Raw genomic sequence first — 14,975 nt, forward strand, 5'->3', positions numbered from 1 at the left:
GTCAGGGGCGTGCCGTCGACATGATGGTAGGCGACGATGTGAGCGGCGTGCGGTGGAGGCTACGGCTCTGTGAGCGCGTCAAGAACTCCGGTAATTTCCAACACCCGGCGGACAATTGGCTGCACATTCGCTATCCGCAAGACGACGTCCATCTCGGCGGCCTGTCCGTAAACCTGGTCGAGGGCACGGATGCCTGAGGAATCGCAGAAAGAAACGCTGGCGAAGTCCAGCACCACCTTGCGGGCATCCCCGCGCGCCAGCGTCTGTCGAACTGTAGCTGCGAACTCGTCCGCCGTCACCATATCGAGCTCGCCGGCAACGCTGAGATAGGCAACCCCACCGTCACCGACCGTGCTATCGATGTCCATGGACGCTCCCGTCGAGTCATGTGACTGCTGGAACCGGTCTCCATCCGCAGAGCTGCGCGACAAGATCATACAGCCGCGACCAGCGCTCGAGACCTGGTGGAAATTTGCGGTAGCAAGGCGTACGGCGAGGCCAGTATCGGCGCGGACGGCTGCGGCCAAGCTGACCGGATGGTTGCTGACTCGAGGCTGTGTGTGTCTCGCATATCGGCGGCTGGCAGCTATACAACCTCGACGACCGCACCGTGTGAGGCCGACGAAGGCCGGTACGGTCGCCAGTCAGATCTATCCCTGACCGGCCCACGAGTCGGTGGAACCGTCGGCTCACACATACTGCGGAGCGTGCCGGGGTATGAACAGCCGAGGAAAGTCGTTCGGGAGGAGGCACGTGGACCAGGATGCGTTGATAGATGTTCAGGTGGATCGGAGTCATCTGCCAAAGGCATTGATCGTCCAGATCAGCGGAGAACTCGACTTCGGCACCACACCGAAGGTCTTGCACACGATCGAAGGTGAGCCGCCCGCCGGCGCGTCGGTCATCGTCGACCTCACCAAGGTCGGGTTCTGCGACTCCAGCGCTCTGGGTGCACTGATCGCCGTGCGGCGGGCCACCGACGTCGCCGGCGGCCAGACGTTCCTGGCCGGAGCACAGCGGCAGGTCGCCTCCGCGCTGACAGTGACCAGCCTGGACGAGCTTTTCATCATGTGCGCCGACGTCGACGCCGCCCTGCACAAGATCGGATCAGCGTGAACACCGCCCATCGGTCAGGCATACGCGAGGTCCGCGTCGAGGCCACGCAGTGAGGACCTCCGGCGAGGCCGGCCGAGACGACGCGCTACGCGAGCAGCTCCGGACGCTGCAGGCAAGAGTCGACGCGCAAGCGGCAGCGTTGGCCCGAGCCGACGCCCGGCTCAGTGCTGAGCGCGACCTCGTCGACCGGCTGCAGAGCGTCGGACAGCGGCTGACCTCGCAGCTGGACCTGGACGCGCTGGTCCAGGACGCCACCGATGCTGCCACGCAGGCCACCGGTGCAGCGTTCGGTGCGTTCTTCTACAACGTGGTCAACGACCACGGTGAGGCCTACACCCTTTACACGCTGTCCGGCGTGCCTCGTGAGGCATTCTCGGCGTTTCCCATGCCGCGCAAGACGGCGGTGTTCGGGCCGACGTTCGCCGGCGAAGGGGTGGTGCGCTCCGACGACATCACCGCGGACCGCCGCTACGGGCTCAACGCCCCGCACCACGGCATGCCGGCCGGACATTTGCCGCTGCGCAGCTACCTCGCCGTGCCGGTGATCTCCTCCACCTCGCGCGAGGTGCTCGGCGGGTTCTTCTTCGGCCATCCCGAGCCCGCACTGTTCACCGACCGCCACGAACAACTCGCCGTCGGCATCGCCGGCTACGCGGCCATCGCTCTGGACAACGCGCGTCTGTTCGCCCTGCAACGCAACACCGCCGTCGAACTGCAGCGCAGCATGTTGCCGGTGATTGATGCGGTGCCGGGCTTCGAGATCGCGTCGAAGTATCTGCCAGCCGCCACCGGCTCCGAGGTCGGCGGCGACTGGCTCGACGTCATCGGCCTACCGGGCCGGCGCACCGCGTTCGTCATGGGTGACGTCATGGGCCGCGGCGTGACAGCGGCAGCCGTCATGGGGCAGATCCGCACCGCCGTACGTGCCTACGCCGCCTTGGACCTGCCACCCGACGAAGTTTTGCGACACGTCTCCGACCTGGCCCACACCATGCCCGGTCACCAGTTCATCACCTGCGTGTACGCGGTGTACGACCCGGTGAGCAGCACCCTCACCTACGCCAACGCAGGTCACCTCCCACCGGCCATCGTCGCCCCCGACGGCACAGTGACGTTCCTGGCCGAGCGGCTGGGATTGCCACTACGCATCGGCACCCGGTTCAAACAGCGTCAGGTCGACTTCCCGCCCGGCTTCGGTCTCACTCTTTACACCGACGGCCTCATCGAACGTCGTGACCGACCCGTCGACGACGGCATCGAAGAACTCGGCCTCGCCCTGCAAGAGCTCGCCGGCCGACCCGACGTCGAAGTCGACGTCGCCTGCGACAAGCTCATCCACCAACTCACCGGCGGACACTACGACGACGACGTCGCGCTGCTCTACGCGCGCAACACCCATCCCCACAGCCTCCTGTCCATCCAACCCCTGACCGCCGACCCCACAGCCGCCGCGGAAGCGCGCCGCTTCATCCGTAACACCCTCGCGGCCTGGGGCCTCGAGCGCGCCAGCGACCAGGCGATCACCGTCGCCACTGAACTGATCAGCAACGCCGTGCGACACACCCAGGCCCCGCTGCAACTACGCCTGCACCACTCCTACGACCGGCTCGTCATCGACGTCAGCGACCGCGACAGCCGCACACCCCGGCGCATGGAACCCGCCCCGGACGCCCCCGGCCACCGCGGCCTGGTCCTCGTCGAAGCCCTCGCTCACCGATGGGGCACCCGCCCCACCCCCGACGGCAAAATCGTCTGGGCCGAAATCGCCGTGCCGCCGGCACCACACAGCGAAGAACACGCCGGCCCCACCTGACCAGCTTCATCCGATGGCTGCCGGAGCTGCACCAACTCCATCGGTGATGACCGGCTCTCAACTCCGGCCGCAGTATCCGTGACGTGGCCCGTGAGCTGGGCGTCAATCACGAGGCGCTGCGGAACTGGGTCGACAAGCTGCGCCAGGAACGCGCCGGCGGGCAGCCCGGTGACCTGAGCAGTGACGAGCGCGCGAGCTGGTCAGCCTGCGCCGACAGGTCGCTCAGCTGGAGCTGGAAAAGGAGATCCTGAAAAAAGCCGCGGTCTTCTTCGCACGCGAGACGGAGCGGTGAAACGCACGCACCTGTATGAGTTCATCGCCGCGGAGAAGACCACCTACCCAATCGGTCTGCTGTGCCGGCTGCTCGGCGTCGGACACAGCGCTTTCTATGAGTGGCTGCGCACCGGACGGCAGCGTGCCACTGATCAGCAGCGACATGACCAAGCGCTTGCCGACATCGCCTGACAGACCTGGGCCGAGCACCGCCACGTGTATGGCGGTCGCCGACTGACCAGTCGAACTGCATGAACGCGGTCACACTGGAACCGCAGGAAGGTGGCCCGGCTGATGCGCCTGGCCGGCATCGAAGGCGCCGATCGGCGCCTTCGCGGTAGGCCACGCCGGCCCGCGTTGTCCACGGCGACGGCTCCGGATCTGGTCAAGCAGCAGTCACCGCGCCGGCACCGAACCGGTTGTGGTCGCAGATATCTCGTATCTACGCACCTGGGAAGGGTTCCTCTACCTCGCCGTGTTCCTTGACGCGTTCTCCTGCCGGGTGGCCGGGCTGGGCCATGGCCGATCACCTGCGCACCGAGCTGATCCTCGACGCCGTTGGCATGGCCATCCAGCACCGTAAAGCCGCCCGTGACTCACCATCGGCTACATGGTCAGCCGCGGTCTGGCCAAGGCGGGCAGCCGCAGCAGCGACAACGACGCGCGCACCGACTCGCACAACCACTGAGCCTTCAGCTTGACCGGCGGCCCGGCGGCCCGGCGGGCGCATGGCACGGCCGGGCCGCGGTTCGGCCTATCGGCCATCACGGCTCAGCACCCGATGCGCGGCCGGTGACGCGTCAGGACCATGCAAACGGGGTCGGTCCCACCTTTGTGTTCTGGCCACCGTCGTAGTAGCCCATGTTGGCGCAGCCGTAGGCGGCGCCAACCATGCCGTCGACAGGGTGGGCGTGCCTTCGCATCCATAGACGCTTCTGCATGAGGTCCGGGAGTCGTCTGCGTCAGTAGCGGAAAGCTCCCACGAGGTCCTGTAGCTGTCGGCTGAGCCCGGCCATCGCCTCGGCGGCGCGCTCTGTCTCGGCGATGCCGTCGGTGGTCGTGGCTGCCGCGGCGGCCACGCCGCCGATGGCCTGGGCGATTTCGCGACTGCCGTCAGCTGCTTGCCCGACGCTGCGGCTCGTCTCGCTGGCAGTGGCTGCCTGCTCCTCGACCGCCGAAGCGATGGTGGTCTGATAGGAGGTCATCCGGTCGACGATCTGGACAATCTGCCCGGTAGCCGCGACTGCGCTCCGGCCTGCTTGTCCAACTCGGCAGCCTTGGGATCACCAGCAGCACTGGCAGCCTGGCGTGCTTCGTGAGTCATGCCAATCGGCGATCATCGTCGCGATGTCAGCGCGCATTTCCGCCGGCGCAGACCCCTGCAACTTCTGTAACGCCGGGACGATCTGCGGCCGTGCGTCATCGGCCAACGTCGCGAACCGCTGCTTGCCGATGGATCGGGCACCGCTTCGACGAGCACACCGTAACGGACGTATGCATCCTCGAGCCGCTCCGCCTCACAGGGCAGCGAGCGGAGCAAGGTCACGGGTAGCCATGGCCTGCGCGTTGTCGTTGAGCCGGTGCTGCTGAGCCAGGTTCAGTACGCCAAGGCCGACCATCATCGCCAGTACCGCGCCGAACCCGACCGCGAGTCGCCCCACAACCCCGCCGGAACGTATCCACCGCACCATAGCCACCCCCGGAACTCGGAGCAGACGAGCGCCCCGCACACCGCCGAAGGATCATCGGCGGCGAAATGCGCTAGCAGAGGATCACGCTTGTCGAGCGGAGCGACGGCCCCGCTGTCGGTGCCCCCATAATTCGCGCACCAGCATGACCACATTAAGCCTCGTCCGCGTATGCGCGCGGACTTACACGGGAGTTCCGGACGGCCTGGTTACTGGGCGCTGCAGTGGCGGCAGATCGTCGAACAGTCGGGCGGTGCAGACCGTATTGAACAACAAGCCGTACAACCCCGCATCGGCGCTCATAGCCCCGGCGGCCCAACCGTCGGAGCTCGCGCCGACGTGGGTACGACCGCCGCCCTGAAATGCTGGGCATACTGCTGACCGCCGCGATGTTCTTCCCCTTACCCTCACGGCTGCGAGATCCGGACCCGTTAAGCGACGTGGACAACGAGACGGCAGCACCGGCGACAAGGCGCGTCCTGCCTGGGTCGCTGGTCGTACACCGAACTGAGTATCCCAGCCGAGCGCGCACGAGAATGCGGAACTTGATGTGCCGATCCGGCTTTTCCGACTTCCGGCCTCGTTAAGATCCGAAACGTGATCGAAACAATGCGTCGCTGGCGGATCGCCACCCGGGTCGTTGTGCTCGCCGGCTTGGGTGTTGCCGTGTCGGCGCTCCTGGTGGCTGTTGCAGTGACGGGCTTTCAGGGTCAGCGCGCGGCGAGTGAGCAGGCTCGCGAGGCGATGCAACTCACCGGGCAGGTCATGGAGGCCAAGTTCCGCACCGCCGACGTAGCCGGCTGGCAGACCGGGTACGCGTTCGACTTCAACCGCGGAATCGCGGATGCTCTGTCAGACACCGCAGGGCAGCGTAAGCAGTTCCTCGACTCGGCCGCAGCTCTACGCGCCGGCTACGCCACCATCGGCAACGGCGATCTCGACGGCGATCAGCGCGCGCTGCTTCAGCAAGCCAGCCAATCCTTCGACTTGTTCCTGCAGATCGACCAACGCATCGTGCAGGCCTACCGTACCGGCACCCCTGCATCGATCCGAGCCGGTAACGACCTGGCCTCCAGCGAGTCGCTCGATGCTTTCAGCGAAGCCGCTACCGCGACCAGCGAACTCGCCGCCAAGGTGAGTGCCCGGGGCATGCAAACCGCCGTTTCGGCGGCCGCATCGGCGCAACGCGGTAAGCAGACGATGATTCTCGCTGGTGTCGTGGGCCTGCTGCTGTCGGTCCTCATCGCTTGGGTGGTGATCCGCAGCATCTCTAGTCCGCTGCGCGCCCTGCAACTGCGGCTCACTGACATCGCCGACGGCGACGGAGACCTGCGGGCGCGGCTGACCGAGTCCGGCGGCGATGAACTCACCGCGGTCGCCCGCTCTTTCAACCGATTCGTGGCCAGCATCGCCGAAGCGATGAAATCGGTCGACGAACGCGCACACCACCTCGCCGGCAAGTCCCAACAGTTGACCATGGTCTCCGGCAACCTGGCCGCCTCGGCCGACGAGACCAGCCGGCGCGCTGTCGCAGCCAGTAGCGCGGCCGAACAGATTTCTGCCAGCGTGCACACCGTCGCCGCCGGCGCCGAGGAGATGGGCGCCTCCATCGGCGAGATCGCCCGCAGCGCCGGCGAGGCCGCCCGGGTCGCTGCAGACGCCGCAAACATCTCCTCTGCCGTCACCGACACCGTCGGCAAGCTCGGTGACTCGAGCCGCCAGATCGGCGACATCGCCAAAGTCATCAGTGCCATCGCCGAACAGACCAATCTGCTCGCCCTCAACGCCACCATCGAAGCCGCCCGCGCCGGCGAACAGGGCAAGGGGTTCGCCGTCGTCGCCGGTGAAGTCAAGGACCTGGCGTCCGAGACAGCCCGCGCCACCGCCGACATCGACACCCGCATCGCTGCCATCCAGACCGACACCGCCGAAGCCGTACAGGCCATTACGCAGATCAGCCAGGTCATCGACCGCATCAACGGCGTCCAGACCACCATCGCCTCGGCCATCGAGGAACAGACCGCCACGACCAGCGAGATGAGCCGCAACATCGGCGACGTCGCCACCGGCTCCACCGACATCAGCGCCGACGTCACCGCCGTCGCCACCACCGCGGAGACCACCACCATGGGCGTGACCGCGATTCGCGACGCCGCGGACGACCTCGCCGAGGTATCACAGGATCTACAAGCCCTGGTCGGCCGCTTCCGCTTCTAAGTTCGGCCGGTCCACGGCGCCGGCATGGCGACGCAGCGAAAGGACAGTGAGCCGCCCGGGTTTGCTGTCGACCTGGTCTTTGGAAGATCGGGTCATGCGACGCCCTTCCCGTACCCCGCCGGACTACGTCAGCGGGCGGTGCGGATAATCGCCGAGGTGCGACCGAACCACAAGTCCGACCGGGCCGCGATCACTGCAGTCGTCGAACGGCTCATGCGCCAGCTCGGCCTGCGCGGCGTCGTGGTGCCGTACCTCGTCTACACCGACCGCCAGGAGAACCGAGCATGACCACCACCAGCGAGGTCGCCGCTTGCCGGCGACGCGCGTTCCGCGGCCCCGTTCCGCGGCGCGGCGCACGCCGGCCTCCGTGGCCGGGGCCGCCGTGAAGTACACGCTCGTGCTGCTCTTCCTGCTCGTCGCGCTCATGCTGGTCTACGTGCTGATCGTCACCAGCTAAAGTCGGGCTCCGAGATCGGCGTCTCCGGACAGTGGACATGCCTGAACACTGGACCACCGAGTCATGGGCCAAGGCCTGGAGCGCCCTGCGACCGTCGTTCCTGCGGACCATCGAACTCGTTGTGCCGGTGGCCTGGATCTCCTCGCTGCTCAGCGCTTAATGGGGAACTCGCGGTCCGCCTTGGCCCACCGGACTGCGGCCGAGACCGGCGCTGCTGCGTGGGGGTTCGAATCCTGGACCGAGTGGAGGCCTCTATCTGCCTCTGAGCTCGGCATGGGAATTTGGTCTGTGTCGAGATCGACACACACCAATACCCCACAGGGCAGATCGTCGACCTGCAATTGCTTATAGCCTAACCGCTCCGTAACTATCCCACACGCCGCCGACAGAACGACAGAACGACAGAGGGCGTAGCCATGGCAAACCCGTCGGTCGGGTCACGGCGCCAGGCGCGTGGCCCGATCGACTCGAAGGCAGGCGCACCCGCAGGCTAGCGACACCCCACGTTTAACGGCCGCAACGGCGAGCTCACGAGGACCGTTGACATCGTCATCACTCCCGTGACTCCGCGCAACGTCCGAGGAGGCACGTACCACACGGGAGACAACGCACTGTCGTGTCGACGGACCCGTTGTCGGCGCTAAATGAGGACGCCACGCGACGATGCCTCAGCAGCGCCGAACCGCCTTCTTCGTTGCGGTCGGGATGAGACACGAGGCGATGAGTTCAAGCTGAACTGGCACGTGGACGGCCGGTGACGCGGGTACGGGTCCTGCTCCACGGCCAGCGTGTGCCGTGCCGAGGTTGATCTTGGCGCTGCCGGGTGAGTGGCACGCGACTTCGCCAGATTCCCACGATCAGGCGAAGCGACCGCGAGCAGCGGCAGCGGCAGCGGCTTTGGCAAATTGCTCACGACCACCAAACGAGACTGCCGTGGCAACGCATCACCACCACGGCCGGCGCACGTCGCGGCCGGTCGCCGGCCCTGCTCACCGGTGCGCCACACCGCCAGCTCCGCCGGGGTCAACTCCCGCTCAAACGCCCGCTGCAACGTCCGCACCGTCACCGCCCGCGCACCGGCCCACCCGGCGACGAGGAATTCCGACACCGGTGCCCCGGCCACCCGGCCCAACCCCGCAACCACGGCCGCCCGCGCCACCGCGGCGACGAACCCTCAACGGACACCCACCCGGCCGGTCCGGCGACGACGCCGACCAGCACCGCGAAACCTCTCACATAAGGTGTCCGATGATTTGACCGGTGAGCGGGGGCTATCCGTTACACTCCCGACGTGACGGCGATCAAGATCGGATACGCGCGCTGCTCCACCGACAAGCAGGACCTCGAAGCCAACAGGCAGATCCTGCTCGAGCTCGGCGTGCCGGCCGACCAGCTCTACCTCGACCGGGCCTACTCCGGGACCAACCGCGACCGACCCGGCCTCGACCAGGCCCTGGCCGCGGTCCGGGCGGGTGACACCCTGGTGGTGCCGAAACTCGACCGGCTCGCCCGCTCGGTGCCCGATGCCCGGCACATCGGCGACACCCTCACCGCCCGCCACGTCCGGCTGCAGCTCGGCTCGATGATCTACGACCCGAGCGACCCGATGGGCAAGATGTTCTTCAACATCCTGGCCACCTTCGCCGAGTTCGAGGTCGACCTGCTGCGGATGCGTACGCGCGAGGGCATGGCGATCGCCCGGGCCAAGGGCAAACTCAAAGGCCGAGCGCCGAAGCTGTCCCCCGCCCGGCAGGCGCACCTGCTCAAACTGCACGCCGCCGGCGAGCACACCATCGTCGAGCTCGCGGAGCTGTTCGAGGTGTCACGCCCGACGGTGTACCGGGTCCTCGAACGCGCCAGCGCCACGACAGCCACAGCAGATGCGGCATGACCGCCGCAACCGCGTATTCCACCCCGCCAGCCTGAACACCCCCTTTGAAGGCGAGTACCACACTGTGTCGATCACCGACAGCACCGTCCTCACCGATCCGGCCCGGCTCGCCGCGGTGCACCGCTACGAGATCCTCGACGCCCCCACCGACGGCCAGTTCGACACCATTGCGGCGGCCGCCGCGGCGGTGTGCGGCACCCCGATCGCCACAGTCAGCATCGTCGACGCCGACCGGGTCTGGTTCGCCGCCACCAAAGGTTTGGAGGGTGTCACCCAGGTCGGTACCGAACCCGGACTGTGCGCCTCGGCGTTCTGCGCTGATGGCCCCTACGTGGTCAACGACGCCGCCACCGACCCGAGCACTCTGCATCATCCCCTCGTCCGCGGCGAGCTGGGGCTACGGTTCTACGCCGCCGCCCCGATCGTCACCACCGACGGGCACCACCTCGGTACGGTGACCGCGATCGACGCCACCCCTCGGGAGTTGACCGAGGCACAGACCACCGTGCTGTCCCACCTCGCCGACCAGGTCGCCCAGCATCTGGAGCTGCGCCTGGCCACCCTCAAAGCGGTACGCGCAGAGCGGCAGTTGCGCGACGACGCCGAGCAGCGAGCCGCCGCGGCCGCGGAACTCGCCGCCCAGATGCGCACCGCCGCGGCGAAGCAGGCGGCCATGCCCCACCCCGAGCGCTGCGAGCTCGGCGGCACCCGCGGTTGCACCGCACCGGCCGAGATCAAGGTGGCCGACTCCTGGGGCGACTCCGCGTGGGGCTGCACCGCCCATGTCGAGGAAGCCATCATCAACGTGACATCGGTGTACATCGCCAGCGAAGAACTCGGAGGCCTGGCCGCCTACCTCAACCGCTGACCCGCCCCAGCAAGGAGGGGTGACCCGAGCGGCACCACCAGCAAGGAGCCGGGTTACTCAGGCACGGTTCGCGTCAGGGCTACGCAATTGCGCAAGTCCGCTGGCGCCGCCGCTGACATCAACCTGTCACGCGTTCCGCGGCAAGGCGCCGATACAGGCGGAGCTGTTCGTGGTCCCGGCAGACGGTGTACTCGGTCTCGAACGCGACGCCGGCGTGCACGGCGAACCGGCCGTCACGCTGGTCCGCTTGCACCGGACGCCCTCACCCGCGTGCCGGCGCAGCTGCCTGTCGGCCTTCCCGGTCGCACATCGCGACGACGGCCGAGGAAACGGCGCACCACGAACGGGGCTGAGCGGGCTGCTGCCGAGGGGCATATGAGGTCGCCGGAGGCAGCATTGAGGTCCGGCTTATCCGTCTTCGGAGGCGCGGTAGAAGCGGCGGAAAGCCGGGGCCGTTCGGCGGCGGGGATGCCGATGCCGGTGTCGGCGACGGTCCAGGTGACCTGTTCTGCGGAGGCGTCGGTGGAGGCGCTGATGGTGATGGTGCCGCCGACGGGGGTGTATTTGACGGCGTTGCCGATGAGGTTGTCGGCGACCTGGCGCAGCCGGTGCGGGTCGGCGTACAGGTCGAGCCGTTCGGGGAGATCCACGACGAGGGTGAGCTGTTTGTCGTCGGCCGTTGTGGCGGTGGCCTGCACTGCTTGGGCGATGATGGTGCACAGGTCGGTCGGGGCTGGGTCGATGGCCAGATGTCCGGCTTCCAGGCGCGCCAGGTCGAGCAGGTCGTCGGTCATGATCGCCAGACGTTCGGCGTTGCGGGTGATGATGTGCAGGTAGTGGCGTTGCTCGTCGATGGTCAGTTCGGACAGTTCCTCGGTGAACATCGCGGTGGCGGTGGTGATCACCGCCAGCGGGTTGCGTAGTTCATGGGTGACCATGGCCAGGAACTCGTCCTTGGTGCGGGCCAGTTCGATGGCGAGTTCCTCGGCGCGGCGCCGTTCTAGGTATCCGGGCAGCCGCGACGCTGCACCTGTCGCAGCCTGCCCTGCACGCCAAGATCTAGACGTTGTCGCGGGAGCTGGGTCGGCCGCTGTACGAGAAGGTCGGCCGCCGGCTGGTGCTGACGCCGGACGGGGAGCAGGTCGCCCGGTTCGCCCGTGAGCAGAGCGACCGGATCAGCCGGCTGCTGGACGATCTGCGGGTGACGCCGTCGACGCGGCCGATCGTGCTGGCGGCCGGTCATGCAGCCTATCTGCACGTGCTGGGCGAGGTCATCCGCACCACCCTCGCCGAACGGCCTGGGAGCCTGCGGCTGCTGCACACTCATCGCGGGGAGATGCTCGACGCGGTCCGCGCCGGCCGCGCCCACCTGGGCGTGTCCGTGCTCGACGCCATCCCCACCGATGTCGTGTCGCTGCCGGTCGCGACGTATCCGCAGGTGGTGCTCGTCCCGCAAGGCCACCGGTTGGCGCGCCGCCGGACCGTGAAACTGAAGGACCTGGCCGGGGAGAGCTGGTGGTGCCGCCGGAGAACCGTCCGCACCGCATCAGCCTGGAACGCGCGATGCGCGCCGCCGACGTGCCTGGACGGTCGCGGCGGAGATCGAAGGCTGGCCCCTGACCGTGCACTACGCGGCGCTGGGGGTGGGCCTGGCCGTGGTCACCGGCTGCGTCACACCAGCACCCGGACTCGTCCCGCGACCGGTCACCGACCTACCGCCGGTGACCTACCATGCCGTACACCGCCGCAACGCCGGCGATGATCCACGCGTGGCAGCCCTGCTCACCGCGATCCGCGCCGCCCACGCCACAGCGAGACCATCACCCCGGCGCACAACAACAACCCGCGGAGACGAACAGAGCCGGCGTGCTCTCGACCACTCGACGTCGCGGATCCGGAGGCTGCATGACCGGACAGTTCCCCGATGAACTCCGCTACCGCGGCAGGCTCTACGCCATCACCGCCGTGGACGGCCACGGTCTGTTTGATGCTCGAGAGCATGGGCTGAAGCCGGGCATGCTCAGCACCGCCTGCTGGCGCGGTGTCTGGTGCCGCTACGCGGTGCGTCGCGGCCGGCTGCTTCTCACCTCCGTGCAGCTCGGCCGCTCGAATGCCCCGGCGAGCAGACTGTTCGGTGTCAGACCCTGGGTGAGCCCGGCAACCGACATCTATGCGGGCGCGTGGCACTACCGCCGACTCGACCGTGCGATGCCGTTCACCGGCCGACTGCTCATCGGGAACGGATACGTGGACGTCGGCCGGCTCGCGATGGGATTCACCCCGGCGTGGGTGTACGAGCGGGTCCATGAGCTGCGCTTCACCGCAGGACGCCTCACCTCCACCCGGAACCGTTCGGCACCTATCGCGATGGTGCGCCACCGTCTGGGCGCGGACGGCCTGCGGCCTGGGCCGGACGAGGCCCGCGCGGCATGGGTGCACCGCACCTTCTCACTAAACTTCGACTACAGCTGGCCACAGATAACCTCGAACACTTGACCCCAGGTCGGAGACCGCGCCGAGCGAACGGCTGATCAGGCGGAGAGCAAACGGCCGACCTGGTGCGGCAAGCGCAGCGGTTAATGAACGCGCCGCGTCGAGCGGGGGCACCCGTGAGAGAGCCGGCTAGTGCCCCCAGATCGCGCTGCTACCGGCTCAGGACGCGCAGGTGTTGAGCATGGTCTGCAAGGCCGTCTTCTCTGATGCCTGCAGCGTGAGCGCCCAGTACGACTTCACGGCGATCCACATTTTGGCGTAGGTGCACCGGTAGGAGGTGATCGACGGTTGCCAGGTCGAGGGGTCCTGGTCGCCCTTGGCCTGGTTCACGTTGTCGGTGACGGCGATCAGCTGCGGCCGGGTCAGATCGTTGGCGAAGCTCTGCCGCCGGCTAGTGGTCCAGGAATTGGCTCCGGAGCGCCACGCCTCAGCCAGCGGCACGACGTGGTCGATGTCGACGTCCGAGGCGGCGGTCCAGGTGGCGCCGTCATACGGCGAGTACCAGCGGCCTGAGGTCGCGGCGCAGGCGCTGTCGGTGACCACGGATGAGCCGTCGCGCTTCAGGACGGTCTCGCGGGTGTTGCAGCTGCCGCTGATGGTGATCCAGTGCGGGAACAGGTCCCGGGAGTAGCCGCTCGTGGAGCCCTGCGTGGCGACGTGAAGTCCGTTCAGCTGCGATTGGGCGGTGGCTTTGGACGGGACGCCGGTCGGGGTGGCCAGCGCCGGGCCGCTGAGCAGGCTGCCGGTCACGGTGGCCACGGCAAAGGTGATGGCCCAGTGCAGCGCTCGCTTCATACCGCTCCGATCGCGAGGACGTGCCGCCGGCAGGTAGCCGACGTCTCCCCCGAATATCGATGGAGTTCAGTGTGTGGCGCGACCGGTGTGGTTTGAACATCCCGTAGCCGTCCTACTACGTCGAGGATGCCTGCGCTGGCACGTCGGTCGGGGCACTGATGCGCGAAGGGTGCGAATCTTGATCGTTGGCGACATCGATACTGGCGCGTGCTGGGGGTCCCGGCTGACGAGCGCCCGCTCGATGATGGTCAAGGGCTGACACGGGGCTGACCATGGCTGGCCATCGGCACCGTAGCCAGAGCGGGCCGCCGTGAGGGGCGAGTCGGTGTGCGGTGACCCGCCTGATCGTCCACCGCGCCGCGGTGAACTGGCTGACGGTGGTGTGGACGTGTTGTGCTCGGAGGCGTGGGCATAGATCTCAGAAGCATCGCGGTGCCGCTGCGCGCCGAACCGATACGGGCGATCCGAGCCGATGCCGCGCTGTGGGAGCAAGCCAGCACGTGGCCGCCGTTCAGTCGGCGGCGCGGCGATGAAGCGCTGCCAGAGATCAGCCGGGACCTTCTGGCGGTGGTGCCGGCCGGGACGGGCTGGGTTGATCACTTCGATGGCCGGTGTTTCCAGCAGGCCGAATACCTGCTGGATCCGGTGGCGTACCGCACGCAGGCCCGGACCTGGCGCGAACGGGAACGCACGGTGGCCTATCGCATCGTGACCGGCGACGACGTCTTCGCCGACCACGCCAGGACCGGGCAAGGATTCCCGTGGCGGTGCTCAACGAGCGCGTTTCTGGTCGCCGCGGTGCAGCGCATCGACAGCCTGGACGTCGACGCTGTCCGACAGGAGTTCTCCATCGCCGAAATGGACGGCCTGGGGCTGTACAAGGCGCATGCCGGCGAGGACGACGATGCTGCGTTCGCCCGCGTGCTGACACAGCTGCGCGAGTTCGCGGAGCATTGTCGTGCGGTTGCCGCCAAAGAGTTGGGCTTGATCCTCACCTTGTACTGACCGCACGGTGGCGAGCGGTCAGCGGTCACCGAACGGCCTACCCTACGACCGGGAGGGCAACCGGGATGTGCCCTTTAGGCGCGGCACTGACCGCGGCCCACACAAGTCCACGGCTATCGCGGTCCCGCGGGCCACCAGGGCTCGACGTCGTCAGGCGCCAAATCCGGGCGGAGGCGAAGATGCCGCACAGGATGGCGGTACCGCCCTCGCTCATACGCCTGGTCGACCACCATCTCGACCACCAACAGCGGGGTCACCTGCACGTAGGGCTGCGGATCCGGCCGGTCGAGTTGGCCGCTCCAGGCCGCGGGCAGTGGTTGTGGCCACGGGTGAGCATCGTCGGCCGCAGTGAGCATCGG

The 14,975-nt window shown here is 67.7% G+C and carries 15 protein-coding genes and 2 pseudogenes; 13 read left to right on the forward strand and 4 right to left on the reverse strand.

Annotated features, from left to right (window positions below; genetic code table 11):
- Positions 1–59: 59 nt before the first annotated feature.
- A complete protein-coding gene (locus ACZ6S4_RS02040; protein ID WP_465473087.1) occupies positions 60–368 on the reverse strand; it encodes an STAS domain-containing protein in 309 nt (102 codons plus the stop codon).
- A 385-nt stretch (positions 369–753) separates the two neighbouring features.
- Here ACZ6S4_RS02040 and ACZ6S4_RS02045 point away from each other — a divergent pair, with 385 nt between their 5' ends.
- From ACZ6S4_RS02045 to ACZ6S4_RS02060, 4 genes and pseudogenes are all read left to right on the forward strand, one after another.
- Positions 754–1,116, forward strand: coding sequence for an STAS domain-containing protein (locus ACZ6S4_RS02045; protein WP_465473088.1), 363 nt, complete (start codon positions 754–756; stop codon positions 1,114–1,116).
- A gap of 49 nt (positions 1,117–1,165) precedes the next feature.
- Entirely contained in the window at positions 1,166–2,929 is a 1,764-nt protein-coding gene (locus ACZ6S4_RS02050) for an ATP-binding SpoIIE family protein phosphatase (RefSeq protein WP_465473089.1), read from the forward strand.
- 68 nt (positions 2,930–2,997) lie between these two features.
- Positions 2,998–3,180 (forward strand): annotated as a pseudogene (locus ACZ6S4_RS02055) (transposase); the annotation flags it as partial.
- A 37-nt stretch (positions 3,181–3,217) separates the two neighbouring features.
- Positions 3,218–3,394 (forward strand): hypothetical protein, encoded by a 177-nt coding sequence (locus ACZ6S4_RS02060; protein WP_465473090.1) that lies wholly within the window; start codon positions 3,218–3,220, stop codon positions 3,392–3,394.
- 770 nt (positions 3,395–4,164) lie between these two features.
- On the opposite strand, the gene ACZ6S4_RS02065 is transcribed toward ACZ6S4_RS02060, so the two are convergent.
- On the reverse strand, positions 4,165–4,407 hold the full coding sequence (locus ACZ6S4_RS02065; protein WP_465473091.1) for a hypothetical protein: 243 nt from the start codon (positions 4,405–4,407) through the stop codon (positions 4,165–4,167).
- Between the two features lie 1,080 nt (positions 4,408–5,487).
- Here ACZ6S4_RS02065 and ACZ6S4_RS02070 point away from each other — a divergent pair.
- From ACZ6S4_RS02070 to ACZ6S4_RS02095, 6 genes are all read left to right on the forward strand, one after another.
- Positions 5,488–7,107, forward strand: coding sequence for a methyl-accepting chemotaxis protein (locus ACZ6S4_RS02070; RefSeq protein WP_465473092.1), 1,620 nt, complete (start codon positions 5,488–5,490; stop codon positions 7,105–7,107).
- A 156-nt stretch (positions 7,108–7,263) separates the two neighbouring features.
- Positions 7,264–7,395: a hypothetical protein gene (locus ACZ6S4_RS02075; protein ID WP_465473093.1), complete on the forward strand. Its 132-nt coding sequence runs from the start codon at positions 7,264–7,266 to the stop codon at positions 7,393–7,395.
- A gap of 22 nt (positions 7,396–7,417) precedes the next feature.
- On the forward strand, positions 7,418–7,564 hold the full coding sequence (locus ACZ6S4_RS02080; RefSeq protein WP_465473094.1) for a hypothetical protein: 147 nt from the start codon (positions 7,418–7,420) through the stop codon (positions 7,562–7,564).
- A 37-nt stretch (positions 7,565–7,601) separates the two neighbouring features.
- Positions 7,602–7,724 (forward strand): hypothetical protein, encoded by a 123-nt coding sequence (locus tag ACZ6S4_RS02085; protein ID WP_465473095.1) that lies wholly within the window; start codon positions 7,602–7,604, stop codon positions 7,722–7,724.
- Between the two features lie 1,131 nt (positions 7,725–8,855).
- Positions 8,856–9,455, forward strand: a complete 600-nt coding sequence (locus ACZ6S4_RS02090) for a recombinase family protein (protein WP_465473096.1) — start codon at positions 8,856–8,858, stop codon at positions 9,453–9,455.
- Positions 9,456–9,519: 64 nt separating this feature from the next.
- Positions 9,520–10,323 carry a GAF domain-containing protein gene (locus ACZ6S4_RS02095; RefSeq protein ID WP_465473097.1) on the forward strand — a complete coding sequence of 268 codons (804 nt, stop codon included), beginning with the start codon at positions 9,520–9,522 and terminating at the stop codon, positions 10,321–10,323.
- A gap of 233 nt (positions 10,324–10,556) precedes the next feature.
- Here the strand turns inward: ACZ6S4_RS02095 and ACZ6S4_RS02100 are convergent, their stop codons facing one another.
- The gene (locus ACZ6S4_RS02100) at positions 10,557–11,339 is read right to left on the reverse strand and encodes a sensor histidine kinase (RefSeq protein ID WP_465473485.1); all 783 of its coding nucleotides are present in this window, start codon (positions 11,337–11,339) and stop codon (positions 10,557–10,559) included.
- 242 nt (positions 11,340–11,581) lie between these two features.
- Between ACZ6S4_RS02100 and ACZ6S4_RS02105 the strand changes: the two are divergent.
- Positions 11,582–12,251: pseudogene (locus ACZ6S4_RS02105) on the forward strand (substrate-binding domain-containing protein).
- Entirely contained in the window at positions 12,229–12,819 is a 591-nt protein-coding gene (locus ACZ6S4_RS02110; RefSeq protein WP_465473098.1) for a hypothetical protein, read from the forward strand. Before ACZ6S4_RS02105 ends, ACZ6S4_RS02110 begins: the two are co-directional and overlap by 23 nt.
- 156 nt (positions 12,820–12,975) lie before the next feature.
- Here ACZ6S4_RS02110 and ACZ6S4_RS02115 read toward each other — a convergent pair whose 3' ends face one another.
- The gene (locus tag ACZ6S4_RS02115) at positions 12,976–13,611 is read right to left on the reverse strand and encodes an HNH endonuclease family protein (RefSeq protein ID WP_465473099.1); all 636 of its coding nucleotides are present in this window, start codon (positions 13,609–13,611) and stop codon (positions 12,976–12,978) included.
- Between the two features lie 405 nt (positions 13,612–14,016).
- Between ACZ6S4_RS02115 and ACZ6S4_RS02120 the strand changes: the two genes are divergently transcribed.
- Complete coding sequence (locus tag ACZ6S4_RS02120) at positions 14,017–14,616, forward strand: hypothetical protein (RefSeq protein ID WP_465473100.1); 600 nt, start codon at positions 14,017–14,019, stop codon at positions 14,614–14,616.
- Positions 14,617–14,975 lie beyond the last annotated feature (359 nt).

It is taken from the genome of Actinoplanes sp. NPDC051405, assembly GCF_055586185.1.